Raw genomic sequence first — 26529 nt, forward strand, 5'->3', positions numbered from 1 at the left:
CGGCGCGGGAGGCGGGCATCAGCCGGCCGCCGGGTCAGCCCTGGTGAAACCGCTTCAGCAGCGCGGGCAGCGCCGTGCCGATCGGCTCGCGGACGATCTCGTCGGCCCGGTCGTCGTACGGCGTCGGCTCGGCGTTCACCACAATGAGCCGGGCGCCGTGGTCGGCGGCGATCCCCGCCAGCGAGGCGGCCGGCTGCACCTGGAGGGTCGTACCGACGGCGACGAACACCTCGCACGCCTTGGCGATGGCCAGTGCCTGGGCCAGCACGTCGGGGTCGAGCCGCTCGCCGAACATCACCGTCGCCGACTTGAGGATCCCGCCGCACACCAGGCAGCGCGGGTCCTCCTCACCCTCGGCGACCCGGTCCAGCGCTTCCTTCATCGAGGACCGCGCCCGGCACCCGGTGCAGCTGACCGACCGCGCCGTGCCGTGCAGTTCGAGGACCTTGCGGACCGGCGTCCCGGCCAGCTGGTGCAGTCCGTCGACGTTCTGGGTGATCACCCGGACCGCTGTCCCCGACTGCTCCAGCTCGCGCACCGCGCGGTGCGCGGCATTGGGCTCGGCGCGCAGCGTGGGGCTGTCGCCCCGCATGCGCCAGGAGCGGCGGCGGATCTCCGGGTCGGTCATGTACGAGTCGTACGTGACGAGCTTCTCGGCCCCGGGATCGCGCCGCCACAGGCCGTTGGGTCCGCGGTAGTCGGGGATGCCGGAGTCGGTGGAGATCCCGGCGCCGCTGAGGATCGCGACGAGAGTCATGCCGCGAGCGTACGCAGCGGCGCCGGGAGCGGCGAGCGGATTAGTGGCCGGCCGGTGAGGCCGCGGGAGGGTCGGCGGGCCGGCCGGTCAGGGCCGCTTGACCGGGGTGAAGGGGCTCGGAGCCAGGCCCGTCCAGCGGTGCAGGACGGCGCGGCCGGTCTGCTGGGTCACCCCGTCGACCTGGACCGTGCCGGCTTCGGCGAGGTAGTAGCGGCCGTCGTCGAGCGAGATCAGCCCGTACTGGCCCGTGGACTCCCAGCCGTACACACCGGACGCCGTGTGGTGCAGCCCGCGGGGGAGGAGCGACAGCAGCCGGCCGCGCTCCGGGCGCTGCTGACCGCGCACGGTGCCCCAGGCGGGGCGCTTCGAGCCGTCGAGGACGAAGAGGGAGTAGTTGGGGAACTGTGTCTTGGTGCCCTTGTACGCGGCCATCAGCCAATTGCCGCTGTGCGCGTCGTACTCCAGGTTCTGCACGCCGTAGGTGGTGTTGCCGGTGTACGCGAAGTACTTGCCGTCCGGGGCGGCGGGACCGCTCGTGTGCGGGGCGGTCTCGGTCAGCGGCTTCTCGAACTTCTTCCACTGCCGGACGTCGTACTGGAGCAGGACCTGGTGGTCGTTGTCCTTGCGGGTGGTGTTGGCGTAGATCCCGTACGCGACGGTGAGCTTCGGCCCGCCGCCTCTGCGGTCGAGGGCCGGGCCGAACGCCACGCCGTCGATACCGCTGCATCCGTACCGGTGGTCGGGGGTCTTGGCGGTGTCGCCGTCGAAGACGCCGTCGCCGTTCATGTCGGCCGTGTAGTCCTTCACGACCTCCTTGAGGTGAACCGTGGAGACCACTCCCGTGGACTCGGCGTCCATGTTCATCCGGGTGATGCGGTCCCCGTTGAAGACGGCGATGTAGAACGCCTTCGCCGCCTTGTATTCCAGGGAGCCGTAGACCCGGCCGTCCCGGTCGTTGAAGTCCAGGTCGCCGAGGTGACCGGTGAAGCCGGTGACGGAGCCGAGGGGCTTGCCGCGCAGATCGGTCTTCACCAGGAGGTTGGTGAAGGAGAAGTACATACGGCCCTTGCGGCGGTCGACGGCCGTGCCCTGGAGATGGCCGGACTGCCAGCCGCCGCCGCTGACGGCCGTGGGCATCCTGGGAAGCGTCTTCGGTGCGGGCGGTCTGCCGCCCGCGGTCCCGGCCTGGGCGGCGCCCCCGCCGGCCACGACGACCGAGACGGACATCACGGCTAAGGATGTGAGCAGGGCCGCCAGTCGGCCACGTGTCTGGCTTCGCATGGTTCCTCCGGGATCCTGGGACTCCGAATGATGCCAGCGGAGCGTGCACCAGGGACCAACACTGAGTGAACGCGTGGCGTGCGGCCCCCGGTCCGTCAACCGATCGCCGCAGAAAAACGGTTGTATGTACGCCTCGCGAACTGCCGACCCAGCGGCGGCGCTTCGGATCAGCCCCTGGACGCCGCCACGGCACCGCCGCTCTGCCGGGCGGACCGCAGTGTGATTGCCTCGCCGAGCGCGGTCTGCTCGGCGGCGGGGAGACGGCGCTCGGCGTGGAGCATGCGCAGCGCCGTGGTGACGCGCTCCTCGTCCTCGGGTCCGCCGAGGTTTCCCATGCAGGCGGGGAGGAGCAGACTCAGCGCTTCGAGGTCCGCGCGTGCGCACAGGCGCGTCAGGAGGGTACGGACCGAGTCGTCCCGCGCGTCCGCCGTGCCGGTGGCACGCAGGCCCCTGGCGATACAGAGGCGGAGCCACTCCCCGTACTGGCCGGGCGGCACGTCCTTCAGGCGCGCGGCGGCCGACTCGAAGTGCTCGCGCGCCGCGGCCGTCTGCCCGAGATCCTGGTGGGCGCTGCCCATGGTGGCGTGGAGGGAGGCGTAGAAGCCGCGGACGCGCTCGTCACCGACCAGGTCGGCGCGGGACAGGCACTCCTGATTCCACCGCAGGGTCTCCTGCGGGGTCGGCTGATGGCGGGCGAGATAGTGCGCGGCCACGCAGGCGTCGTAGTCGTCGCCGGCGGCCTCCCATGCCCGCAGGAACAGGTCGCGCGCCTCGGCTTGCCGCCCTTCCGCCTCTGCTCGCATGCCCTGCGCGCACAGCTGTACGACGGGATTCTCGGGGTCCATGTCCACTCCTGGGGATGTGCGGGGAGGTACGGGGATGTGCGGGAGGCGCGGGGATGTGCCGGGGTGTCAGTTGCCTTTGCCGTTGCCGGGGGTGAGGCTGATCGGCATGACCAAGGTGGTGAAGCTGCCCTGGTCCGCGGAGCGCACCACGACCGGCTGGGTCGTGGTGGAGATCTCCAGCAGTACGTCCGGGCCGATGCTCGCCTCCAGCGCCGGTGCCAGGACGGCGGGGTCGAAGCCGATCCGCAGCGGCGGCTCACCCGGGCGGACGGCGGGCAGGCGCGTGGCACCGGAGCCGTCGGGCAGGGAGACGACCACCTCGTCGTCGCCGAGGACCAGGGCGATCCCCGGCGTGTCACCGCGGCGGCTGACGGCGTCGAGCAGGGCCGGCCGGTCCACGATCACCCGGTGGGCGGGCGGTGCCAGGGCGGACAGCATCTCGCGATACGAGGGAAACCGTCCGTCGAGTACGACGAGATCACGGAACTCGGACCCGGACGCGTCGCATGCCCTGGCCCCGTCCGGGCCGACCTCGACGGTGACCTCGGAACGGCGCGCGGCCCAGGCCCCCGTCCCGGTCAACGCGGCCGACTCCACCAGCAGTCGACAGGCCGGCCCGTCCAACGCCGCCGGTCGCAGGACACGCATCGACAAGCGGTAGCGATCGGTGGCCACCAGCCGTACTTCGCCGTCGTCGATCTCGACCAGAACGCACCCGAGGACCGGATGCGCCGCGTCGTGCCCGACGGCGGGCACGACCTGGCGGACGGCGCCGGCCAGCTCCGGGCCACCCAGCCGCACCCGCGTGGACGCATCGCCCCCGGCGGGGGAAAGGGACCGGAGCACCGCCGCGATCGTGGCGTCGGCCGTCCGGCTCCGGTCCCGCACGGTGGCCCGGTGCCCCTCCAGTACGGCGCGGGCCGCCGGCGCGGGACCGTCGAGCACGACGGTGACCTCGGCCAGCGGCAGCCCCGCCTCCCGCAGGGACCGCAGCAGCCGGGCCCGTGTCTCCTGGTCAGGCGTGTACGAGCGGTAGCCGGTCGCCGCGTCGACCCGCGCCGGCCGCAGTACCCGGCAGTCGTCGTAGAAGCGCAGCGCGCTCGGCGCGAGACCGACGCGCCGGGCGAAGGCGCTGATGCTCAGCAGTTCCGTGGTGTCGTCCGTGGTGCCGTCCATGGCCGCAATTGTGGGCGTTCATCCAGCTTGAAGGTCAACCTGAAGGTCAACTCCACGCCGGGACGGCGCCGCCACGGGCCTGTTACGGGCCTGCCACGGGTCTGCTCACAGCGGCCGGCGGCCGTTCTCCAGCTCCGCCGTGCCCGCGCCGGAGTCCAGCACGTCGAGCGCCGCCAGCACACGCCGCCCGAGAGCCCCCAGCAGATACGACGGGATCTCCTCGCGGTCCACCAGCCGCCAGGACAGCAGCTCTTCCTCCTGGAGCCGGATCGCCGCGAGCCGCTCCTCGCCCAGCACCCCGCCGTCGTAGAGATACACGGCGATCGGCGGCCGGTTCCCGCCCGGCACCCAGTCGATCGCGAGCAGCGGTCCCGGCTCGATGTCCAGGCCGATCTCCTCGATCGTCTCCCGTCTGGCGCCCTGGCGCGGCGTCTCGCCCTGGTCGGACTCGATGGTCCCGCCGGGCAGCACCCAGCCCTCGCGGTAGTTGGGTTCGGCGATCAGTACGCGCCCCTCGCCATCCCTGAACAGCATGGCGGCCCCGGCGAGTACCCGGGGGAGGCCGGCGATGTACGCGGCGTAGTCGGCATCCGTATTCGTCACACGGAGAGCCTATTGCCGCCAGGAGCACCCGGTCCCGTCAGGGCCGGGACTCCCCTGGGAGATACGGCTGCGGATAGGGTCGGGGCGGCGCGACTGCCTGTTCGAAAGCAGAGGGATACAAGGTGACGGACGGAGCAGTACGAGAGGCCGCGTGCGTACTCGTCGCGGCGGACAAGTTCAAGGGTTCCCTCACGGCCGTGCAGGTCGCCGAGCGGGTGACGGCCGGGCTGCACCGGATAGCCCCCGGGGTGACGGTCGAGACCCTGCCCGTCGCGGACGGCGGTGACGGCACGGTGGCCGCCGCCGTGGAGGCCGGTTTCGAGCGCCGTGAGGTACGGGTCACCGGCCCGCTCGGTGAGGAACTGACCGCGGCCTACGCCCTGCGGGACGGTACGGCGGTCATCGAGATGGCGGAGGCGTCGGGCCTCCAGCACCTCCCCGAGGGCGTCTTCGCACCCCTGACGGCGACGACGTACGGCTCCGGCGAGCTGCTGCGCGCCGCGCTCGACGCGGGCGCCCGGTCCATCGTCTTCGGCGTCGGCGGAAGCGCCACCACCGACGGCGGCGCGGGGATGCTCGCGGCGCTCGGCGCACGCTTCCTGGACGCCGACGGACGGCCCGTCGGTCCCGGCGGCGGCGGACTGCGGGAACTCGCCACCGCCGATCTCTCCGGCCTCGACCCCCGTCTCGCCGGGGCGGACATCGTCCTCGCCAGCGACGTCGACAACCCGCTGACCGGACCCAAGGGCGCCCCCGCCGTCTACGGACCGCAGAAGGGCGCGAGCCCGCAGGACGTCGCCACCCTCGACGCGGCCCTTATCCACTACGCCTCGGTCCTGGAGACGGCCGTCGGCTCCCGGGCCGCCCGTCTCGCGCGGTCGCCAGGCGCAGGCGCGGCCGGCGGTATCGGCTACGGCGCGCTGGTCGGCCTCGGAGCGAGCTTCCGCCCCGGCATCGAGGTCATGCTCGATGTGCTGGGCTTCGCCCCGGCCCTGGCCCGGGCGACCCTCGTCATCACGGGCGAAGGCTCACTGGACGAGCAGACCCTCCACGGCAAGGCCCCGGCGGGCGTCGCGGCGGCGGCCCGTGCCCAAGGGATCGAGGTCATCGCGGTGTGCGGCCGGCTGGCGCTGCGCCCGGAGGCCCTCGGCAAGGCGGGTATCCGCCGGGCCTACGCGCTCACCGATCTGGAACCGGACCCGGCCGTCTGCATGGCGGAAGCGGGACCGCTGCTGGAACGTCTGGCGGCGGACATCGCACGGGACTTCCTGGTCTGAGAGCCTGTCGGACGACCTTCGATCAGAGGTCGTCCGACAGGCTCTGAGCCGCGCGCGGAGCGGGACAGGGCTCGCCCGTGAGGGACGGAGCCCGCCCGCTCCCGCCGTACCGGCACCGTCCCTCACCCCGGCGTCAGCCGGAACGCGTCCAGGGCCAGGGTCATTTCGATCAGGTCCCTCGGCCGCGACAAGGACCGCGAGGTGAGCTGTTCCAGCCGGCGCAGGCGGTTGAAAACCGTGTTCCGGTGGCAGTACAGGCGGGTCGCCGCGCGCCCCGCGGAGCCGCCGTACTCGAGCCAGGCGTCGAGCGTCTCCAGCAGTACGGCGCGGTCCGCCGGGTCCAGGTCGAGCAGCGGGCCGAAGACGTCAGCGATCAGACGGGCCGCCAGCTCCGGCTGGCTGACCACGAGCGCCGTGGGCAGGCGCTCGTCCAGGCGGACGATCAGCGTCGCGTCGGGCGCGAGGGTGCGCAGCGCCGTCTCGGCCAGCCGGCGGGCCCTGCCCAGCTCCGCCAGGCTCTCCACCACCGGGCTGATGCCACCGGGCCCCTGGCCTGCCTCCCCGAGCACCTCGGCCAGCTCCGCCAGCCCCGCGTCCGGCTCCAGCGCGACGACCGCGATCTCGCAGTCCGCCCGCATCCGCCAGAAGAAGCGCATGCCCTCCGCCGACGCGGTCCGCTCGAACGGCTCGCGGCCGCCCTGCCGTTCGACCCGGACCACCACCACCGCGTACCGCCCCTGCTCCGGCAGATCGAGCCCCGCCGCCGCGCGGGCCGCGAGCCCCGGCTCTGACCGGCCCTCCAGCAGCGCGTCGAGCAGCGCCTGCACCCGTTCGTCGCTGCGCCGCCGCATCTCCTGCTCCGTCCTGCGGTACGCCTCCGCGACCGTCGTCGCCTGCCGGTCCACGCCCGCCCACATGTGGGACGCGGTGTGCACGAGCATCGGCAGGGCCTCCGGGTCCTTCTCGGTGACGATCCGCAGTAACTCGTCCCAGACCAGATAGCCCGCGTGCCGGTACGCGTGCAGCACCAGATCCAGCGCCACCCCCTGCTCCGCCCGCCGCCGGCCGAGCCGTCGCGCGTACTCCAGATCCGGACGCGGCGCGGAACGGGGCGCCGCGATGGCCTCGATCCCGTACCGCATCGCCTTGTTGATCTGCTGCCAGTGCTCGTCGGGCGGCACGGCGAGATCGAACTGCGGTGAATGAAGCCGCAGTTCCCCGATGAGCTGGTCGGTGAGGTGCGGTACGCGGTCCAGCAGCACCCGAGAGGCGCTCGCCAAGACCGACCACTCGTGATCCGTGCGCGCTCTGCGGCCGCCCATGGCTGGTGAGGATGCCACCGGCCGCCCTGTCGGGGCCAGACCGCCTGCCGTCCGGCAGGCAGCCCTTGTGCGCGTGCACAACGCGGGCGCCGCGCCGCTGGTCATCGGCAGCGATTACGCCCGGCGCCGTGGACGGTGCCAGGACCCGGTGCTGAGGTGTGGCTCCGGCAAGCCCCACCACAGCGACCAGGCCCACTCACAGCAACTCACAGCAACTCACAGCAACGGAAGGGGAATGCATGGCCGCGCTCGAAGTGCGTGCGCTGTCCGTCGGCTACGGCCCGGTGCGGGCGCTGCGTGACGTCTCCCTCGATGTACCGGACGGCGCGATCGTCGCCGTTCTCGGCGGCAACGGCGCCGGCAAGTCCACGCTGCTGCGCGCCATTTCGCGCACCCTCGGCTTTCACCGCGGGACGGCGGGCCCCGGCACCGTCCGGTTCGGCGGCCGCCCGCTGGACGGGCTGAGCCCCGCCCGGGTGGTCGCCGCCGGGGTGGTGCAAGTCCCCGAGGGGCGCCAGGTGTTCGCCCGGATGACTGTCGCCGACAATCTGCGGGCGGGCGCGCTGGGCGCGCGGGGCGGCCGCAAGGAGTCCGCCGAGGCGCTCGCCCGGGTACGTGAGCTGTTTCCCGTACTCGCGGACCGCGCGCACCAACGGGCCGGACTCCTCTCCGGCGGTGAGCAGCAAATGCTGGCGCTGGGAAGGGCGTTGATGGCCCGGCCGAAGCTGCTGCTCCTCGACGAACCGTCACTCGGCCTGGCCCCGCTGATGGCCGCCCGTATCGCCGAGACCGTCCAGGAGATCAACGCCCGTGGCACCGCGGTCCTGCTCGTCGAGCAGAACGCCGCCATCGCCCTGCGGCTGGCCTCCACGGCGTACGTCCTGGAGGTCGGCGAGGTGACGCTCGAAGGCTCCGCGGCCGAGCTGGCCGCGTCGGACGAGGTACGGCGCCGCTACCTGGGCGTGGTCGACGAGACCGCCGCCGACGACGCCGGCCGCGCCCAGCAGGCCGTACCCACGCTGCGGAGGTGGTCCGCGTGACGCGCCACGAACCGCTCGCCGGAAGCGATGACCTCCCGGCAGACGCACCGGCAGACGCACCGCCCGGCGCACCGCCCGGCCGTCCCGCCGACGCCGTGCCCGTCCCGCCGCTCACCGTCAGCGGGATCACCGTGCGCTTCGCCGGTCTCACCGCGCTCGACTCCGTCTCGTTCACCGTCGAACCCGGCAGCGTGCACGCCGTCATCGGGCCCAACGGCGCCGGAAAGTCCACCTGTTTCAACGTCCTGTCGGGTGTCTACCGCGCCACCTCGGGCAGTGTCCGGCTCGGCTCCACCGAACTCACCGGCCTCGCGCCGCACCGGATCGCCGCCCTGGGCATCGCCCGCACCTTCCAGAACCTCGCCCTGCCGCCCCACGCCACCGTCGCCGACAGCATGCTGCTCGGCCGCCACCGGCTCACCCGCGCCGGGTTCCTCGCCACCGGGCTGCGGCTGCCGTCCGCCGCTCGCGAGGCCCGCCGCCACCGGGCCAGGGTCGGGGAGATCGCGGAGTTCGTCGGTCTTGCCGGTGATCTCGACCGGCCCGCCGGAGCACTCCCGTACGGAAAGCAGAAGCTCGTCGAACTGGGCCGCGCCCTGTGCATGGAGCCCAGCGTCCTGCTCCTCGACGAACCCGTCGCCGGAATGACCGCCGACGAGCGCCGCCGTACGGCCGCCGTGGTCTCGGGCGTACGCGACAGCCTCGGCATCTCGATCGTGCTGGTCGAACACGACATGGGGGTGGTGATGCGGCTCGCCGACGCGGTGACCGTACTCGACTTCGGCCGCAGGATCGCGAGCGGTCCGCCCGCCCGCGTACAGAGCGATCCGGCGGTGGTCCGCGCCTATCTGGGCGCCGAAGCCGACGCCGAAGCCGATGCCCCCACCGAAGCCGACGCCCCCACCGGCGCGGACACCCCCGCCGGCGCCGACGACGAAGCGGAGACCGGATCATGACCACCCTGATCGAACTCCTCCTCGGCGGCCTTTCCATCGGCTCCGTCTACGCCCTGATCGCCCTCGGCTTCGTGGTCATCTTCAAGGCCACCGAAGTGGTCAACTTCGCCCACGCCTCGCTCCTCCTGGCCGGCGGCTATGTGACCGCCGTCCTCCATGACGACCTCGGCTTCTGGCCCGCCCTCGGCGTCGGCATCGCGGGCGCGGCGCTCGTCGGCTCGGCGGTCGAGTTCCTGGTGATGCGCCGCTACCGGGGCTCCGACCACAGTGTCCTCGCCATCGTCACCATCGGCGTCGACATCCTGCTCACCACCGAACTCACCCGCCGTCTCGGCACCGATGTGCTCGCGCTCGGCGACCCCTGGGGGGACCGTGTCCTCACCCTCGGCGACATCACCCTCGCCCAGACCAGGGTGGCGGCCTTCGTCGCCGCCGCCCTCCTGATCACGGCCTTCCTGCTCGCCTTCCGCTACACCACCTGGGGTGTCGCGATGCGCGCGGCGGCCGAGAACCCGCAGACGGCCGCGCTCATGGGCGTACGGCTCGGCCGCGTCTCGCTCTCCGCCTGGGCGGTCGCGGGAGCGCTCGCCGCCGTCGCCGCGCTCTTCCTCACCGTCTTTCCGACACCCGGACTGGAACGCGCCACCTCCCTGGCCGCGCTCAAGGCCTTTCCCGCCGCGATCCTCGGCGGTCTCGACTCGACCACCGGAGCGCTGGTCGGCGGGCTGCTCGTGGGCGTCACCGAATCGCTCGCCACCGGCTACCAGAGCGATCTGTCCTTCCTGGGCCGGGGCTTCGGCGATCTCGCGCCCTATCTCGTGATGGTCGTCGTGCTGCTGGTCCGGCCCGCCGGACTCCTCGGGACGAAGGAGCTCGCCCGTGTCTGATGCGACGTCAGGAACACTCCGTACAGGGCTGCTCAGGGCCCGGCCGCGCACGCCCCGCGGCTATGCCTGGACCGCGGGGGCCGTCCTGCTCCTCGCCCTGCCCTTCTATCTCGACCGCTTCTGGCTGCAGGCCGGACTCTTCGCGATGGCGGCGGCGATCGGCGCCATCGGCCTCAACCTCCTCACCGGCGCGACCGGCCAGCTCTCCATGGGCCACTCCTTCTTCCTCGCCGTCGGCGCCTACGGCTACTGCGTCCTGGCGGGCGACAGCGGGACCGAGAACGGCCACGAGCTCGCCGGACTCGGCCTGCCGACCTGGCTCGCCGCCGTACTCGCCGTGCTGCTCGCCGGCGCGGCAGGCGGCCTCTTCAGCCCCATCGCTGGCCGGCTGCGCGGTGCGTATCTCGGCATCGCCACCCTCGCGCTGATCTTCATCGGGCAGCACGTGCTGTTCAACGCTGGTGATCTGACAGGGGGGTTCAACGGCCGGGCCGTCCCGCCGCTCTCCCTCTTCGGCTTCGCCTTCGACGACAGCGAGACCGTCGTCGCCGCCGTCCCCTTCCAGTCCTCGGAGAAGCTCTGGTACGTGGGACTCGCCGCACTCCTCGCCGGTGCGCTGTTCGCCCGCGGCGTGCTGCGCGGCCGGCCGGGACGGGCCATGAACGCCATCCGTGACCATCGCATCGCGGCGGGGGTGATGGGGGTGCCGGTGGCCCGCTACCGGGCGGCCGTCTTCGTCCTCTCCTCCATGTACGCGGGTCTCGCGGGTGTCCTGCTCGCGCTGATCTTCCAGCGGACCGTGCCCGACTACTTCGGCATGATCCTGGCCCTCGAATATCTGGCGATGATCGTCATCGGCGGTCTCGGCACGGTCGCGGGAGCGGTCGTCGGCGCCGCCTTCGTCTCCCTGCTGCCGCAGCTTCTCACCCACTACAGCGACACCCTCCCGCTGGTCTCCGACCCCGGCACCGGCGGGCTCGCCCCGGGGGAGGCATCCCGCTATCTGTACGGCGCCGCGATCGTCGCGGTCGTCCTGTTCCTGCCCGGCGGTCTCACCCGCCCGGCCCTGTCCGCACGGTCCCCACGGTCCTCTCGGGAGAAGACATGAATCCACGTGCCACGAACACGCTGAGGGGCGGCGCGGCGCTGCTGGCCGTACTCGCGCTCGCGCTCACCGGATGCAGCGGCAAGACCACCGGGAAGGACGAAAAGACCGAGGGCGCCGGGGGAGTGAAGACCGGCGTCGGCGTCACCGACAAGACCATCACCCTGGGCGTGCTCACCGATATGACCGGCGTCTACGCCTCGCTGGGCAAGAGCGTCACCCAGGCCCAGCGGCTCTGGGCCGAGCAGACCAACGCGGCCGGCGGCATCTGCGGCCGTACGGTCGAGCTGACCGTCCGTGACCACGGCTACGACCCGCAGAAGGCCGTCGCCGCGTACACCGAACTCGCGCCCGAGGTGCTCGGCTTCGCCCAGTTCATAGGCTCTCCGTTCGTCGCCGCCGTGGAACAGCGCATCGACGGCCAGGACAAGGGCCTCGTCCTGCCGCAGGCCTGGTCGGCCTCGCTGCTCGGCAGCGCGTACGTCCGGGTGGTCGGCGCGACGTACGACGTCGAGACCATCAACGCCGTCGACTATCTCCTCGCGCAGAAGCGCATCGCCAAGGGCGACAAGGTCGGCCATGTCTACTTCGAGGGCGACTACGGCGAGAACGCCCTCGTCGGCTCCAGGTACGCGGCCCGGCAGGCCGGGCTGACCATCGTGGAGCAGAAGATCAAGCCGACCGACAACGACATGTCGGCCCAGGTCGCGGCGTTGAAGCAGGCCGGCGTCAAGGCGATCCTGATCAGCGCGGGACCGCGCCAGGCGGCCTCACTGGTCGGTGTCGCGGCGGCCACCGGCTTCAAGGTGCCGGTCGTCGGCAACAATTCGGCCTTCGCGCCCCAACTCCTGGCGACCCAGGCCGGGCCCGCGCTGATGAAGGACTACTACGTCGCCGCCTCCACGCTCCCGATCGGCTCGTCCGAGCCGGCCCCGGCGAAGCTCGCGAAGGAGTACGCGGCCTCCTACCCGGAGGATGTCCTCGACAACGGCGTGGCCGCCGGGTACACCGCCGCGGGCGTCTACGGTGAAGTGCTCAAGAAGGCGTGCGCGTCGAAGGACCTGACCCGGGAGGGCGTCGGCAAGGCGCTGCTCACCCTCACCTCGTACGACAGCGGCTTCGGCATCACGCACGACTTCTCCGACCCGGCGGCCCCGTCCACCCGGCAGTCCGTGATCATGAAGCCGGACGACACGGTCCCCGGCGGACTGAAGGTGGTGCGGCCCGCGCAGACCTCCGAGGCGGCGCAGTCCTTCCAGGTCGGCGACTGACCGGACGCCTCAACACGGAAGGGCCCGGGCGCGTGTGCACCCGGGCCCTTCCCGTTGTTCCTCTGACCGCCATGTGTCGGACAGGCCCTAGGGCAGCTGGGCCGCCCGCGCCTCGCGGCGGTTGTCGCGGAAGGTGTTCACCCGGCGCGCCGTGGCGAAGAGCGGGATCACCGCGCCCGTCACCACCTGGAGCGCACAGCCGGTCTGCAGCAGCAGCTGACCGCCGGGGGCATCGAACGCCCAGGCCGCCAGCAGCCCCATCGCGGCCACGATCCAGCTGAGCATCGCCACCGCGAGGACACCGCGCGGCTTGGGATACTCGACCCGGCTCACCATCAGCCACGCCACCCCGACGATCGCGAGCAGCGTCGGTACGAAGGGAAGCTCCAGCAGCACGATCGAGATGACCGTCAGCGCGCCGAAGGGGCTCGGCATGCCCTGGAACATGCCGTCCTTCAATGTCACACAGGAGAATCTGGCGAGCCGTAGCACGACGGCCAGCAGCACCACAATCGCCGCCAGCGCCGAGACCCGCTGATGCGCGTCGTCCGCGACCATGCCGTACACGAGTACGAAGTACGCCGGGGCGAGGCCGAAGCTGATCAGGTCCGAGAGGTTGTCCAGCTCCGCGCCCATCGGCGAGCTGCGCAGCTTGCGCGCCACCAGCCCGTCGAACAGGTCGAAGATCGCGGCGCACAGCATCAGGATGACGGCCGTCGCGGCGGAGTGCCGTGCCATGCCGCTCTCATCGCTGCCCGTGAGATGGGGGATGAGAATGCCGGTGGTGGTGAAGTACACGGCCATGAAGCCACAGGTGGCGTTACCGAGCGTGAGGGTGTCCGCGATCGACAGCCGCATTGACAGCGGCATATCTTCCGCGTCGTCCTCCGCCTCGGCCTCCGTGGCCCAGCCGGCTTGCGTATCAGGATCAATCACGGTCAATTCGAGTCACCCCTGCGGTCGTGGTCTGACCGACCTCGACAGCGACATCGACACCTTCCGGAAGGTAGATGTCGACGCGCGAGCCGAAACGGATCAGGCCGATGCGCTCGCCCTGTTCCACCTTGGTCCCCTGGGGCAGATACGGGACGATGCGCCGGGCAACCGCGCCGGCGATCTGCACCATCTCGATGTCGCCCAGCTCGGTGTCGAAGTGCCAGACAACGCGCTCGTTGTTCTCGCTCTCCTTGTTGAACGCCGGAACGAATCCGCCGGGGATGTGCTCGACGGACGTCACGGTACCCGCGAGGGGAGCGCGGTTGACGTGGACGTTCAGCGGACTCATGAAAATGGCGACCCGGGTGCGCCCGTCCTTCCACGGCATGATGCTCTGCACCACGCCGTCGGCCGGGGAGATGACCCGGCCCTCAGTGATCTCGCGCTCCGGGTCGCGGAAGAACCAGAGCATGCCCGCGGCGAGCGCGGTGGCGGGCACGGCGAGGACGGCGGCGCGCTTGGAGCGGCGCGCACGGGCGAGGCCGATCGCGGCGGTGGCGACGGTCGGCAGGAGCCACGGCGATGCTCCGCGCGCGAGGCGGACCCGGCCGCGTGGTGCGGAGGTTTGGCTGTGGGGCATGGATGACCTTCGTAGCGGATGATGCCGCGCTGGCAACGGGGGACGGCGGCTTTCCATCGATGGTATCGGTTGGCGGCCGTAACTGAGCAAGCCAGCAGCCGAGTCGGACGGCTGGAAGCCGACGACAGATGACGACACGGTGTGATCTTCTTCGCTGTTAAACGGGTCCAAAATAGACAATCAGCCCTGGAATCGGTACTCCTCGAGCAACCGGCGGCCGATGATCATTTTCTGGATCTCGGCGGTGCCCTCACCGATCAGCAGCATCGGTGCCTCGCGGTAGAGGCGCTCGATCTCGTACTCCTTGGAGAAGCCGTAGCCGCCGTGGATCCGGAAGGCGTCCTCGACGACTTCCTTGCAGTATTCGGCGGCGAGGTACTTCGCCATCCCCGCCTCCAGGTCGTTTCGTTCCCCTGAATCCTTTTTGCGTGCGGCGTTGACCATCATCGCATGGGCGGCCTCGACCTTGGTGGCCATTTCGGCCAGCTTGAACTGGATCGCCTGGTGCTGGGCGATGGGCTTTCCGAAAGTGTGACGCTGCTGGGCATATGAGACGCCCAGTTCGAAAGCGCGCTGCGCGACCCCGCAGCCACGCGCCGCGACATTCACCCGGCCGACTTCGACACCGTCCATCATTTGGTAAAACCCTCGGCCGGTGGCGCCGCCGAGGACCCGATTGGCCGGAATGCGTAGTCCGTCCATGATCAGCTCGGTGGTGTCGACGCCCTTGTAGCCCATCTTGTCGATTTTTCCGGGGATGGTGAGACCGGGCCTGACCTCGCCGAAGCCGGGCTCCTTCTCGACCAGGAACGTGGTCATCGACTTGTGCGGAGCCGTGCCCTCCGGATGGCCCTCGTCGCTGCGGCACAGCACGGCGACGAGCGTGGACGTCGCGCCGTTGGTCAGCCACATCTTCTGGCCGTTCAGTACGTACGCGTCGCCGTCCCTGATGCCCTTGGAGGTGATCGCCGAGACATCGGAACCGAGACCGGGCTCCGACATCGAGAACGCGCCACGCACCTCGCCGGCCGCCATCCGGGGCAGGAAGGTGTCCCGCTGCTCCTGGGTGCCGTGCTGCTTGAGCATGTACGCCACGATGAAATGGGTGTTGATGATGCCCGAGACGGACATCCAGCCCCGGGCGATCTCCTCCACGCAGAGCGCGTAGGTGAGCAGGGACTCGCCCAGGCCGCCGTACTCCTCGGGAATCATCAGCCCGAACAGGCCGAGTTCCTTCAGGCCCTCGACGATTCGCGTCGGATACTCGTCGCGGTGTTCCAGTTCGGTGGCGACCGGGAGAATCTCTTTGTCGACAAAATCCCGGACGGTGGCCAGGATCTCCTGCTGGATGTCGGTCAGCCCGGCTGTCTGGGCGAGTCGGCTCATCGCTGTCACTTCCCCTGAGGCGTCTGCGGCTGCTGTGGCGTGTCCTGGCTGTCCGACAACTGCGGGCGGCCCGGCTGCTCGCCGCCGCGCTCCTTGATGTACGTCGCGGTGGGGACCATCACCTTGCGGCGGAACACACAGACCAGCGTGCCGTTCTGGGTGTAGCCCCTCGTCTCCACCTGGACGATTCCGCGGTCGCTCTTGGACCGTGACGGCGTCTTGTCCAGCACGGTCGTCTCGCCGTAGAGCGTGTCGCCGTGGAAGGTCGGCGCGACATGCCTGAGCGACTCCACCTCCAGATTGGCGATGGCCTTCCCGGAGACGTCCGGCACCGACATGCCCAGCAGCAGTGAGTAGATGTAGTTGCCGACCACGACGTTCTTCCCGAAGTCCGTCGTCTTCTCGGCGTAGTTGCTGTCCAGGTGCAGCGGGTGATGGTTCATGGTGAGCAGACAGAACAGGTGGTCGTCGTACTCGGTGACCGTCTTGCCCGGCCAGTGCTTGTACACCGCGCCGACCTCGAACTCCTCAAAGGTGCGTCCGAACTGCATCGCTCACGCCTCCGGGGTTTCGAACGCGGTGGTACGCCGCATCCCGGCGGCCCGGCCCTTGCCCGAGATGACCAGAGCCATCTTGCGGCTGGCCTCGTCGATCATCTCGTCGCCGAGCATCGCGGAGCCCTTCTTGCCGCCCGCCTCGGACGTGTAGTACTCGTACGCGTCGAGGATCAGCTCGGCGTGGTCGTAGTCCTCCTGGGAGGGCGAGAAGATCTCGTTCGACGCCTCGATCTGGCCCGGGTGCAGCACCCACTTGCCGTCGAAGCCCAGAGCGGCGGCGCGGCCCGCCACCTCGCGGTATCCCGCCACATCGCGGATCTGGAGGTACGGGCCGTCGATCGCCTGGAGATCGTGGGTACGGGCCGCCATCAGGATGCGCATCAGGATGTAGTGATACGCGTCCGCGCCATAGCCCGGCGGCTGCTGACCGACGACCAGGGACTTCATATTGATGGAGGCCATGAAGTCGGCGGGGCCGAAGACGATGGTTTCGAGCCGCGGCGAGGCGGCCGCGATCTCGTCGACGTTCACCAGGCCCTTGGCGTTCTCGATCTGGGCCTCGATACCGATCCTGCCGACCTCGAAGCCCATCGTCTTCTCGATCTGGGTCAGCAGCAGATCGAGGGCGATGACCTGCTGGGCGTCCTGGACCTTCGGCAGCATGATGCAGTCGAGGTGGTGGCCCGCGCCCTCCACGACCGTGATCACATCGCGGTACGTCCAGTGCGTCGTCCAGTCGTTGACCCGTACGACCCGGGTCTTGCCCGTCCAGTCGCCCTTGTTCAGCGCGTCGACGATGGTGTGGCGGGCGCCCTCCTTGGCGAGCGGCGCGCACGCGTCCTCCAGGTCCAGGAAGACCTGATCGGCCGGCAGTCCCTGGGCCTTCTCCAGAAAGCGCGGGTTCGAGCCCGGCACGGCCAGGCAGGAGCGGCGCGGACGCAACCGGTTCGCGGCGGCCCCGGGGGAGGCCGGAGTGAGAGGGGCGGCGGGGGCGGTCATGCGGGGACCTCCAGAGGGTCGAGTCTGTTCGCTTTCCGGATCTCGTCGACGATACGGCCGATGATCCCGGTGATCCCGAAGTCCTTCGGGGTGAAGACGGCGGCCACGCCGGCCGCCCGCAGCTCCTCGGCGTCGGCGCTCGGGATGATCCCGCCGACGATCACCGGGATGTCGGCCGCGCCCGCCTCGCGCAGCCGCGCGAGCACATCGGGGACCAGCGCTCCGTGCGAACCCGACAGGATCGACAGCCCCACACAGTGCACGTCCTCGGCGAGCGCGGCCGTGACGATCTGTTCGGGCGTCAGCCTGATGCCCTGGTAGACCACTTCGAAGCCGGCGTCCCTGGCGCGTACGGCGATCTGCTCCGCGCCGTTGGAGTGCCCGTCCAGACCGGGCTTGCCGACCAGCAGCCGCAGCCGTCCCGAGCCGAGGTCCTCGGCGGTACGGGACACCTTCTCCCGTACGGCCGCGAGCGGGGTGCCCGCCTCGGCGGTCACCGCGACCGGCGCGCCGCTCACGCCGGTGGGCGCGCGGAACTCGCCGAAGACATCGCGCAGCGCCCAGGACCACTCCCCGGTCGTCACACCGGCCCGCGCGCACTCCACGGTGGCCGGCATCAGATTGGCGGTGCCCGCGGCGGCCTTCTTCAGCGCGGTCAGCGCCTCGGTGGCGCGGGCCTCGTCGCGGTTGTCCCGCCAGGTGTGCAGGGCCGTCACCACCCGCGCCTCGTTCGCCGGGTCGACCGTCATGATCGCGGTGTCGAGATCCGCGGTGAGCGGGTTGGGCTCGGTGGACTCGTAGCAGTTGACGCCGACGATCTTCTCCTCGCCGGACTCGATGCGCGCACGCCGTCCGGCGTGCGAGGAGACCAGCTGGGACTTGAGATAGCCGGACTCGACGGCCGCCATCGCGCCGCCCATCGCCTCGATACGGTCCATCTCGGCCAGGCTCTCGGCGGCCAGGGAGGCCACCTTGGCCTCGATGACATGCGAGCCCTCGAAGATGTCCTCGTACTCCAGCAGATCGCTCTCGTGCGCCAGGACCTGCTGGATACGCAGCGACCACTGCTGGTCCCAGGGCCGGGGCAGGCCCAGCGCCTCGTTCCAGGCCGGCAGCTGCACGGCGCGGGCGCGGGCGTCCTTGGAGAGGGTCACCGCCAGCATTTCGAGGACGATCCGCTGGACGTTGTTCTCCGGCTGGGCCTCGGTGAGTCCGAGGGAGTTGACCTGGACGCCATAGCGGAAGCGGCGCTGCCTGGCGTTTTCGATGCCGTACCGCTCACGGGTCACCTGGTCCCAGATGCGGGAGAAGGCCCGCATCTTGCACATCTCCTCGATGAAGCGGACACCGGCGTTGACGAAGAAGGAGATCCGGGCGACGACGTCACCCCTGCGGTCCTCCGGGATCTGACCGGACGCGAACACCGCGTCGAGCACGGCCACGGCGGTGGACATCGCGTACGCGATCTCCTGTACCGGGGTCGCCCCCGCCTCCTGGAGGTGGTAGCTGCAGATGTTGATGGGGTTCCACTTGGGGATGTGGTTCACCGTGTACGTGATCATGTCCGTGGTCAGCCGCAGACTCGGCACCGGCGGGAAGACATGCGTCCCGCGCGAGAGGTACTCCTTGACGATGTCGTTCTGCGTCGTCCCCTGGAGCTTCGTGAGGTCCGCGCCCTGCTCCTCGGCGACCACCTGATAGAGCGCCAGCAGCCACATCGCGGTGGCGTTGATGGTCATCGAGGTGTTCGTACGCTCCAGAGGGATGTCCTGGAACAGCCGCCGCATGTCGCCGAGATGCGAGAGCGGAACCCCGACCCGGCCGACCTCGCCCCGGGCCAGGATGTGATCGGGGTCGTAACCCGTCTGCGTCGGGAGGTCGAACGCGACCGAGAGGCCCGTCTGTCCCTTGGCGAGGTTGCGCCGGTAGAGCTCGTTGGACGCCTCGGCGGTGGAGTGACCGGCGTACGTCCGCATGAGCCAGGGCCGGTCCTTCTGATGATCGGTCATGTGACGTCCTCAGATGTTCCGGAAGCGGTTGATGGCGTCGAGGTGCTCGGCCCGCATCTCCTCGTCGCGCACCCCCAGACCCTCACGGGGCGCCAGCGCCAGCACCCCGACCTTGCCCTGGTGGCGGTTGCGGTGGACGTCGTACGCGGCCTGGCCGGTGTCCTCCAGCGCGTACACCTTCGAGAGCGTGGGGTGGATCTTGCCCTTGGCGACCAGACGGTTGGCCTCCCACGCCTCGCGGTAATTGGCGAAGTGCGAGCCGACGATCCGCTTCAGGGACATCCACAGATAGCGGTTGTCGTACTCGTGGGTGTAGCCCGAGGTCGAGGCGCAGGTGACGATCGTGCCGCCCTTGCGCGTGACGTACACACTCGCGCCGAAGGTCTCGCGTCCGGGGTGCTCGAAGACGATGTCCACGTCCTCGCCGCCGGTCAGCTCGCGGATGCGCTTGCCGAAGCGCTTCCACTCACGCGGGTCCTGGTGGTGCTCGTCCCGCCAGAACGCGTAGCCCTCGGAGGTACGGTCGATGATGGCCTCGGCGCCCATCCGCCGGCAGATCTCCGCCTTCTTGTCGCTGGAGACGACACAGACCGGATTCGCCCCGCCGGCGAGCGCGAACTGCGTGGCGTACGAGCCGAGTCCGCCGCTCGCGCCCCAGATCAGCACGTTGTCGCCCTGCTTCATTCCGGCGCCGTTGCGGGACACCAGCTGGCGGTACGCGGTGGAGTTGACCAGGCCGGGAGCCGCGGCCTCCTCCCAGCTCAGGTGGAGCGGCTTGGGCATCAGCTGGTTGGACTTCACCAGCGCGAGTTCCGCCAGGCCGCCGAAGTTGGTCTCGAAGCCCCAGATCCGCTGCTCGGGGTCGAGCATCGTGTCGTTGTGGCCGTCGGACGACTCCAGCTCGACGGAGAGACAGTGTGCGACGACCTCGTCGCCCGGCTGCCAGGCGTTGACGCCGGGTCCGGTGCGCAGCACCACGCCCGACAGGTCCGAGCCGATGACGTGGTACGGCAGGTCGTGGCGCTTGGCGAGCTCGCTGAGCTTGCCGTACCGCTCCAGGAACCCGAAGGTCGGCAGGGGCTCGAAGATCGAGGTCCAGACGGAGTTGTAATTCACCGAGCTGGCCATGACGGCGACGAGGGCCTCGCCAGGACCGAGTTCGGGCACGGGCACGTCGTCGAGATGGAGGGACTTGCGCGGGTCCTTCTCCGAGGTGGTGAGACCGCTGAACATCTCCGTCTCGTCCTTGTGCACGGTCACCGCGCGGTACGAGCCGGGGATGCGCAGTGCGGCGAAGTCGGCGGACGTGCTGTCCGGCGACTGGATCGCGTCCAGGATTTCCTTCACGGTTTTGCCTCCGGCGAAGCTGAGGGTGCGTGGTGCGTGGGGGCTGCTTGCGGTGCGAGGGAGGTGTGCCGTCGGTTCGGCGGGTGCGCGGTGTGCTGATCGAGCAGATCGGCGGCGCCGGGTGGGCGCGGAGGTGCCTGTGACGCAGGCGTCCGGGGCACAAGCGGGATCGCTTGCGGGAACAGCCGGACAACGTCAACGTATGGCACGCCGTGACACCTGACAAGGCACTGGGTGCCAAAATTTACTCTCACTTGTCACCCGCATGGCACGCATGAGCAATGTTTACCGCCCTGTAAGCGGTAAATATCACTTCATGTGCCCGAGCGTGCGCATGGCGTATCGGCGCGAGGGCAGCCGTACGCACGCGGTAGCGCGCGCCGCGCGTTACCGCCGGTGGTGACCTGGGAGGGTCTAGGCGTTCCTGAGCGCCTGGCGGATGGTTCGCATGACCTCGTCGAGGGGCGCGTCCGTGTGCGCCACCGTCACGAGGACGTCGCCACTGGTGCGGGCCGAGGCCGCCGCGTGCCGCGGCTTGCCGCCGACGGTCCGGCCGGCGCCGATGCCCGTGCCGAAGGTGTCCCGGACGATCGCGAAGGCGTGGTCGAGCTGTGTCTCCACATCGCCCTGGCCGCCCGCCCGCAGCCACCGGCGCAGCACATGGTTGTGCGCGGTGACGACCGCGGACGCGGCCACCTCCGCCAGCAGCGGGTCGTCATTGCCGTCGGTGTGGTCGCGCTCGTCGAAGTGGCCCAGCAGATAGCGGGTGAAGAGCCGCTCGTAGCGGGCCACCGAGGCGATCTCGCGCTCGCGGAGCGTGGGCACCTCGCGGGTGAGGCGGTAGCGCTCCACGGAGACCGCCGGGGAGGCCGCGTACATCCGCATGACTTCCTTGATGCCCCGGCAGACCGTGTCGAGCGGGTGCTCGTGGGCCGGTGCGGCGTTGAGCACCGCCTCCGCCCGTACGAGCGTGTCGTCGTGGTCCGGGAAGATGGCCTCTTCCTTGGAACGGAAGTGCCGGAAGAAGGTCCGGCGCGCGACCCCGGCCGCGGCGGCGATCTCGTCGACGGTCGTCGCCTCGTACCCCTTGGTCGCGAACAGTTCCATCGCCGCGGCCGCCAGCTCCCGGCGCATCTTCAGCCGCTGGGCGGCCGCGCGGGTGCCCGCGGCGCTCTCCGGAACGTCGGACGTGGTGTTCGTACGGGGGGATTTGGCCGACTGGGACATGAGGTGAACGTACTGCATCGGCGCAGGAGAGCGCGCCTGCGGGGGCGGACCGCCCGGGGGATCGAGCAGCCCGCCCCAGCCGGCGCCGGGGTCAGTGCCGGAGTCGGCACCGCGGTCGGCGCCGGGATCACCGCCTAGGTCAGCGCCTGGGTCAGCGCCGGGCATATTCGCGAAAGCCGCGTCCCGTCTTGCGGCCGAGGCATCCCGCGGCCACCAGATGTTCGAGCAGCGGCGCCGGTGCCAGGCCCGGGTCGCGGAACTCGCGGTGCAGGACCCGCTCGATGGCGAGTGAGACATCGAGGCCGACCACATCGAGCAGTTCGAAGGGGCCCATCGGATAGCCGCCGCCCAGCTTCATCGCGGCGTCGATGTCGTCGAGCGTCGCGTAGTGCTCCTCGACCATCTTGATCGCGTTGTTCAGATACGGGAAGAGCAGCGCGTTCACGATGAAACCGGCGCGGTCGCCGCAGTCCACCGGGTGCTTGCGGACGGCTGTGCTGACCTCGCGGGCCGTGGCGTGCACCTCGTCGGCCGTGAGGACCGTACGGACCACCTCGACCAGCTTCATCGCCGGGGCCGGATTGAAGAAGTGCATCCCTATGACGTCCTGGGGGCGCGAGGTCGCGCGGGCGCAGGCGACGACCGGCAGCGAGGACGTCGTCGTGGCCAGCACCGCGCCGGGCCGGCAGACCTTGTCGAGCGTGGCGAAGAGCTGCCGCTTGATCTCCAGATCCTCGGCCACCGCCTCGATGGCGAGATCCACCTCGGCGAACGCGTCGAGCGAACCGGCCGGGGTGATCCTCGCCAGGGCCTCGTCACGGGCCTCGGCCGTCAGCCTGCCCTTGTCGACCGAGCGCGCCAGGGACTTCGCCGTCCGGGCCCGGGCCGCCTCCGCCTTCTCCGGGCTCCGGGCCGCGAGCACCACGTCGAAGCCCGCCGTGGCGAAGACCTCCGCGATGCCGCTCGCCATCGTGCCGGAGCCGGCCACGCCGACCGAACGCACCGGGCGGCCGGAGACGCTCCGCGCGGCCGGCGACGGGGTGAGGGCGTCCGGCACCACCGTGCCGGATCCGGGCGCGTCGTACGTATAGAAGCCGCGCCCGGACTTGCGGCCGGTCAGCCCGGCGTCGCTGAGCTGCCGGAGGACCGGCGCGGGGGCGTGCAGCCGGTCCTGGGAGGCCGCGTACATCGCGTTCAGCACGGTACGGGCGGTGTCGACCCCGATCAGATCGAGCAGGGCGAGCGGTCCCATCGGCAGACCGCAGCCCAGCCGCATCGCCGCGTCGATGTCCTCACGGGAGGCGTACTTGGCCTCGTACATCGCGGCGGCCTGGTTGAGATAGCCGAAGAGCAGCCCGTCCGCGACGAAACCGGGCCGGTCGCCCACCGCGACCGGCTCCTTGCCCAGCTCATGGGCGAGCGCGGTGACCGCCGCGACGGCCTGGGGGGAGGTGAGGACCGAGGAGACCACCTCGACCAGCTTCATCGCCGGGGCGGGGTTGAAGAAGTGCAGCCCGAGCACGCGCTCGGGGTGCGCGGAGTCCGCGGCGAGCCGGGTCACCGACAGCGCGTTGGTGCCGGTCGCGAGGATCGCCGTGGGGCCGACGATCCCGTCCAGCGCGCGGATGACCTGCTGCTTCGTCTCGTACGACTCCGGCACGACCTCGATCACCAGCTCGGCGTCGGCGGCGGCGTGCAGATCGGAGAAGGTACGGAAGCGGGCCAGGACCGTGCGCCGCTCCTCCTCGGTCAGCCGCCCGCGTGCGACGGCCCGTGCGGTGGACGCTTCGAGCGCGGCGACGGCCTGGCCGGTGGCCGCGTCACTGATGTCGATGCCGATGACCTCACGGCCGGCGCGGGCGAGGACCTCGGCGATACCGGTCCCCATCGTGCCGAGGCCGACGACGGCGATGGTGGAGAGAGGGATGTCCATCACGGGACTCCAGGGGATGAGTGACGACTGAAGAAGGGCGCGCGCGGGGCGGCTCCGGCAGACATGCGGAGCGCGGCGGATGCGGATCGCTGTTCGCTGCGAAAGGGTGACGGGACTCTGTTCCGGAGTCGCGTCGCGCGGCCCGGACGGGCCGGACCACGGTGTGCTGAACCGACAGCACTCTCGATGGCTGCGTCACCAGGCCACCGGGAGCCGCGGGGGGTTACCCGCTCATCTGAGATTAACCGACGAGTAACGAGCGCGCCATAGCTGGCTCATTGTGCGCTGTGTCACGGATGCTCCGGCGGGCGCCGATACGCTGGCCGCCATGGATGAGGACTTCCGCTCGCTCGCGGACCGGGTGCGGGAGGAGTCCGGCGGCTCCGGCCCGTACGAACTGCTCATCGGGACCGAGGACCACGAAGAGCTGGCCGGTGTCCTCACCGCGCGCAGCCAGCCCTTGTGGGCCCGGGAGATCGCCGCGTTCCGGCTGGGCTGCGCCGGCGACCGGCGGGCCTTCGAGGCGCTGGTGCTGCTCCTCAACCACCGCGATCCGGAGCGCTGCGTCTCCGCCTCGTACGCACTGGCCCAACTCGACGACCCGCGCACTCCCAGAGCCGCGGCCGCGCTCGCCGGCAACGGGCTGCGGACGGCGTACGCGCTCCACCCCGTACGGCTGCTCACCGAACTGCGCGCCCCCGAGTCCGTACCGGCACTGATCACCACCCTCGAACGGCTACTGGCCCCCGACGAACCCCACTGGCGGGTGGCACTCGCCTGCGTAGAGGGCCTGGGCCTGCTCGGCGACGCCCAGGCACGCACCGTCCTGGAAGCGGCCCGAAATCACCCGAGACTGTCCCCCGCCGCCACGACAGCACTCACCCGCCTCCCATAACGCACCTCCCCCACCGAGACCCCGCCCACCTCGAACGACTCCTCGGCGCCGTCCGGCGCGAATCCGGCCTTCTCGTAGAAGCGGCGGGCGTGCTCGTTCCCCGCGAGGACCCAGAGCAGCAGAAGCGGACAGCCCTCTGCCGCGGCCCGGCTGGTCAGCGCGTCCATCAGGGCCCGGCCGACCCCGGTGGAGAGCTGCTCGGGCAGCACATAGATCGCGTACAGCTCTGCGGACCCGGCGGGCGCGTCCTCGTCGCGGCCGGGCCCGTAGCAGCCCCATCCCGCCACCCGGCCGGCGCGTTCCGCCACGAGATTGACCACCCGGCCTTTGCCCCGGGCGAGATGGTCACGGCGGCGGGCCGCGTCCTCCTCGACGCTCAGCGCGTCCAGATAGGCCTGCGGCATCAGCCCCGCGTACGCGTGCTGCCAGCCCCGTATCCGGACCGTCGCGACGGCTTCGCAGTCGTCGGCGGTCATCTCGCGGATCTCGACGGTCATCGGGACCGGGCCGGGTCTTCGAGTATCGCGAACGCCTCGATCTCCACGAGCAGTTCGGGCCGGAACAGCGCGGCCACCTGGACCGCTGAGCTCGCGGGCGGGTGTTCGGTGTCGATCACCGCGTCCCGGGCCGCTCGTACCGCGGGCAGGTGTGCGACGTCGGTGACGAAGTACGTCAGCTTGACGACGTCGTCGAAGGTGGCGCCGGCCGCGGCGAGACAGCGGCACAGGTTCTCGAAGACCTGACGGGCCTGGGCGGCGGGGTCACCGACGCCCACGATCTCGCCGGCCTCGTCAAAGGCGCACTGGCCGGAGACGGCGACGAACCTGCCCGTCCCCCAGACGACATGGCTGTAGCCGTTTCCTGGGGCGACCCCGTCGGGGGAGCCGAGATGGGTGAGTCGAGTCATGGGCCCATCCTGGCCGACGCCACTGACAACGGACCACGGGGTTTCCGACCGGCCGAAGGGCGGAAGGCCGTCACAGGAGCGTGAGCTGCGTGGCGCCGGGCCCGGGCTCCGGTGCCGTCGGCGGGTCCGGATCCCTGGGGTCGGTGATGCGCCGGGCGGCGCCCCGGCTCGCGGGGCCGATCCCGTACTCGTTCGCCAGCTCGTGCACCTGCCGTGTGACGCGGCGCTGGTACCAGGTGGGGGCGTACGCACCCTCGGCGTACATGCGCTCGTAGCGCGCCACCAGCCGTGGATGGTGCTCCGCCAGCCAGGCCATGAACCACTCGCGGGCGCCCGGCCGCAGATGCAGGACCAGCGGGGTCACGGACGTGGCGCCGGCCTCGGCTATCGCCCGTACCGTCTCCCGCAGCTGGTCGGGGCGGTCGCCCAGGAAGGGGATGACCGGCGCCATCAGCACGCCGCAGCCGATGCCGTTGTCTGCCATGGCGCGTACGACGTCGAGGCGGCGCTCGGGCGACGGCGTGCCCGGTTCCACCGTGCGCCACAGCTCCTGGTCGGTGAAGCCGACCGAGACCGAGACGCCCACCTCGGTGACGGAGGCCGCTTCCCGCAGCAGCTCCAGATCGCGCAGGATCAGCGTGCCCTTGGTGAGGATGGAGAAGGGATTGGCGCGGTCGCGCAGCGCCGAGATGATGCCCGGCATCAGCCGGTAGCGCCCCTCCGCCCGCTGATAGCAGTCGACATTCGTCCCCATCGCGATATGCGCCCCCTGCCAGCGGCTGGAGGCCAGCTGGCGGCGCACCAGCTCCGGCGCGTTGATCTTGACGACGATCTGGGAGTCGAAGCCCAGACCGGTGTCGAGATCCAGATAGCTGTGGGTCTTGCGCGCGAAGCAGTAGACGCAGGCGTGCGTGCAACCCCGGTACGGGTTCACCGTCCATTCGAACGGCATACGGGACGCGCCCGGCACCCGGTTCACGATCGAGCGGGCGCGGACCTCGTGGAAGGTGATGCCGCGGAACTCGGGGGTGTCGAAGGTGCGTGTGGTCACCGCGTCCGTACCGAAGAGCGCGATGTCCCCCGCCGGTCCGTTTGCCGGTGGGTTTTCGGCCAGATTGTCCCAGCGCATGGGTACCTCCTCGGTAGTGCTCCTCTCAGAATAGAACACTTGTT

25 protein-coding genes are annotated in these 26529 nt (G+C 70.6%); 7 read left to right on the plus strand and 18 right to left on the minus strand.

Translation table 11 applies throughout. The annotated features are described in order from the left end of the window. Nucleotides 1-34: 34 nt before the first annotated feature. The 5 genes from ACZ6MZ_RS10405 to ACZ6MZ_RS10425 form a co-directional block, all read right to left on the minus strand. Nucleotides 35-757 (minus strand): SIR2 family NAD-dependent protein deacylase, encoded by a 723-nt coding sequence (locus ACZ6MZ_RS10405; RefSeq protein WP_469351003.1) that lies wholly within the window; start codon nt 755-757, stop codon nt 35-37. A gap of 87 nt (nt 758-844) precedes the next feature. Further along, complete coding sequence (locus ACZ6MZ_RS10410) at nt 845-2038, minus strand: hypothetical protein (RefSeq protein WP_469351005.1); 1194 nt, start codon at nt 2036-2038, stop codon at nt 845-847. A 167-nt stretch (nt 2039-2205) separates the two neighbouring features. After that, complete coding sequence (locus tag ACZ6MZ_RS10415) at nt 2206-2883, minus strand: hypothetical protein (protein WP_469351007.1); 678 nt, start codon at nt 2881-2883, stop codon at nt 2206-2208. A 66-nt stretch (nt 2884-2949) separates the two neighbouring features. Further along, nucleotides 2950-4059 carry a DNA polymerase III subunit beta family protein gene (locus tag ACZ6MZ_RS10420; RefSeq protein ID WP_469351009.1) on the minus strand — a complete coding sequence of 370 codons (1110 nt, stop codon included), beginning with the start codon at nt 4057-4059 and terminating at the stop codon, nt 2950-2952. 105 nt (nt 4060-4164) lie between these two features. After that, the gene (locus ACZ6MZ_RS10425; protein ID WP_384181293.1) at nt 4165-4662 is read right to left on the minus strand and encodes an NUDIX domain-containing protein; all 498 of its coding nucleotides are present in this window, start codon (nt 4660-4662) and stop codon (nt 4165-4167) included. Between the two features lie 122 nt (nt 4663-4784). Here ACZ6MZ_RS10425 and ACZ6MZ_RS10430 point away from each other — a divergent pair, with 122 nt between their 5' ends. Beyond that, entirely contained in the window at nt 4785-5939 is a 1155-nt protein-coding gene (locus ACZ6MZ_RS10430) for a glycerate kinase (RefSeq protein ID WP_469351010.1), read from the plus strand. A gap of 122 nt (nt 5940-6061) precedes the next feature. On the opposite strand, the gene ACZ6MZ_RS10435 is transcribed toward ACZ6MZ_RS10430, so the two are convergent. Continuing rightward, entirely contained in the window at nt 6062-7261 is a 1200-nt protein-coding gene (locus ACZ6MZ_RS10435; protein ID WP_384181297.1) for a PucR family transcriptional regulator, read from the minus strand. A gap of 239 nt (nt 7262-7500) precedes the next feature. Between ACZ6MZ_RS10435 and ACZ6MZ_RS10440 the strand changes: the two genes are divergently transcribed. From ACZ6MZ_RS10440 to ACZ6MZ_RS10460, 5 genes are all read left to right on the plus strand, one after another. Next, complete coding sequence (locus ACZ6MZ_RS10440; RefSeq protein ID WP_469351011.1) at nt 7501-8301, plus strand: ABC transporter ATP-binding protein; 801 nt, start codon at nt 7501-7503, stop codon at nt 8299-8301. Between the two features lie 95 nt (nt 8302-8396). Beyond that, nucleotides 8397-9257 (plus strand): ABC transporter ATP-binding protein, encoded by an 861-nt coding sequence (locus ACZ6MZ_RS10445; RefSeq protein WP_469351137.1) that lies wholly within the window; start codon nt 8397-8399, stop codon nt 9255-9257. Then, nucleotides 9254-10144, plus strand: a complete 891-nt coding sequence (locus tag ACZ6MZ_RS10450) for a branched-chain amino acid ABC transporter permease (protein WP_469351013.1) — start codon at nt 9254-9256, stop codon at nt 10142-10144. The genes ACZ6MZ_RS10445 and ACZ6MZ_RS10450 overlap by 4 nt, the downstream gene beginning before the upstream one ends. Then, complete coding sequence (locus ACZ6MZ_RS10455; protein ID WP_469351014.1) at nt 10137-11252, plus strand: branched-chain amino acid ABC transporter permease; 1116 nt, start codon at nt 10137-10139, stop codon at nt 11250-11252. The genes ACZ6MZ_RS10450 and ACZ6MZ_RS10455 overlap by 8 nt, the downstream gene beginning before the upstream one ends. After that, the gene (locus ACZ6MZ_RS10460; protein ID WP_389784829.1) at nt 11249-12520 is read left to right on the plus strand and encodes an ABC transporter substrate-binding protein; all 1272 of its coding nucleotides are present in this window, start codon (nt 11249-11251) and stop codon (nt 12518-12520) included. The genes ACZ6MZ_RS10455 and ACZ6MZ_RS10460 overlap by 4 nt, the downstream gene beginning before the upstream one ends. A gap of 87 nt (nt 12521-12607) precedes the next feature. On the opposite strand, the gene pssA is transcribed toward ACZ6MZ_RS10460, so the two are convergent. The 9 genes from pssA to ACZ6MZ_RS10505 all read right to left on the minus strand — a co-directional run bounded on the left by pssA (nt 12608) and on the right by ACZ6MZ_RS10505 (nt 23554). Further along, the gene (gene pssA, locus ACZ6MZ_RS10465; protein ID WP_389784832.1) at nt 12608-13462 is read right to left on the minus strand and encodes a CDP-diacylglycerol--serine O-phosphatidyltransferase; all 855 of its coding nucleotides are present in this window, start codon (nt 13460-13462) and stop codon (nt 12608-12610) included. After that, nucleotides 13449-14096, minus strand: a complete 648-nt coding sequence (locus ACZ6MZ_RS10470) for a phosphatidylserine decarboxylase (protein WP_384181309.1) — start codon at nt 14094-14096, stop codon at nt 13449-13451. The genes pssA and ACZ6MZ_RS10470 overlap by 14 nt, the downstream gene beginning before the upstream one ends. 180 nt (nt 14097-14276) lie before the next feature. Further along, nucleotides 14277-15482 (minus strand): acyl-CoA dehydrogenase family protein, encoded by a 1206-nt coding sequence (locus ACZ6MZ_RS10475; protein WP_384181311.1) that lies wholly within the window; start codon nt 15480-15482, stop codon nt 14277-14279. A 5-nt stretch (nt 15483-15487) separates the two neighbouring features. After that, nucleotides 15488-16033, minus strand: a complete 546-nt coding sequence (locus ACZ6MZ_RS10480) for a MaoC family dehydratase (protein WP_389784836.1) — start codon at nt 16031-16033, stop codon at nt 15488-15490. A gap of 3 nt (nt 16034-16036) precedes the next feature. Further along, complete coding sequence (locus tag ACZ6MZ_RS10485) at nt 16037-17038, minus strand: HpcH/HpaI aldolase/citrate lyase family protein (protein ID WP_469351018.1); 1002 nt, start codon at nt 17036-17038, stop codon at nt 16037-16039. Further along, nucleotides 17035-19047, minus strand: a complete 2013-nt coding sequence (locus tag ACZ6MZ_RS10490) for a protein meaA (RefSeq protein ID WP_469351020.1) — start codon at nt 19045-19047, stop codon at nt 17035-17037. Before ACZ6MZ_RS10490 ends, ACZ6MZ_RS10485 begins: the two co-directional genes overlap by 4 nt. A gap of 9 nt (nt 19048-19056) precedes the next feature. Then, nucleotides 19057-20394 carry a crotonyl-CoA carboxylase/reductase gene (gene ccrA / locus ACZ6MZ_RS10495; RefSeq protein WP_469351022.1) on the minus strand — a complete coding sequence of 446 codons (1338 nt, stop codon included), beginning with the start codon at nt 20392-20394 and terminating at the stop codon, nt 19057-19059. Between the two features lie 414 nt (nt 20395-20808). Beyond that, a complete protein-coding gene (locus tag ACZ6MZ_RS10500) occupies nt 20809-21621 on the minus strand; it encodes a TetR family transcriptional regulator (protein ID WP_384181320.1) in 813 nt (270 codons plus the stop codon). Nucleotides 21622-21772: 151 nt separating this feature from the next. After that, entirely contained in the window at nt 21773-23554 is a 1782-nt protein-coding gene (locus tag ACZ6MZ_RS10505) for a 3-hydroxyacyl-CoA dehydrogenase family protein (RefSeq protein ID WP_469351024.1), read from the minus strand. A 328-nt stretch (nt 23555-23882) separates the two neighbouring features. On the opposite strand from ACZ6MZ_RS10505, the gene ACZ6MZ_RS10510 reads away from it, so the two are divergent. Continuing rightward, entirely contained in the window at nt 23883-24449 is a 567-nt protein-coding gene (locus tag ACZ6MZ_RS10510; RefSeq protein WP_469351025.1) for an adenylosuccinate lyase, read from the plus strand. Here the strand turns inward: ACZ6MZ_RS10510 and ACZ6MZ_RS10515 are convergent. The 3 genes from ACZ6MZ_RS10515 to ACZ6MZ_RS10525 form a co-directional block, all read right to left on the minus strand. Then, nucleotides 24398-24946 carry a GNAT family N-acetyltransferase gene (locus ACZ6MZ_RS10515; protein WP_469351027.1) on the minus strand — a complete coding sequence of 183 codons (549 nt, stop codon included), beginning with the start codon at nt 24944-24946 and terminating at the stop codon, nt 24398-24400. The genes ACZ6MZ_RS10510 and ACZ6MZ_RS10515 overlap by 52 nt on opposite strands. Beyond that, nucleotides 24943-25356 carry a RidA family protein gene (locus tag ACZ6MZ_RS10520; RefSeq protein WP_469351029.1) on the minus strand — a complete coding sequence of 138 codons (414 nt, stop codon included), beginning with the start codon at nt 25354-25356 and terminating at the stop codon, nt 24943-24945. The genes ACZ6MZ_RS10515 and ACZ6MZ_RS10520 overlap by 4 nt, the downstream gene beginning before the upstream one ends. Before the next feature lie 70 nt (nt 25357-25426). Next, on the minus strand, nt 25427-26485 hold the full coding sequence (locus tag ACZ6MZ_RS10525; RefSeq protein ID WP_469351031.1) for an Rv2578c family radical SAM protein: 1059 nt from the start codon (nt 26483-26485) through the stop codon (nt 25427-25429). Nucleotides 26486-26529: the final 44 nt, after the last annotated feature.

Source organism: Streptomyces sp. NPDC042201, from assembly GCF_055582185.1.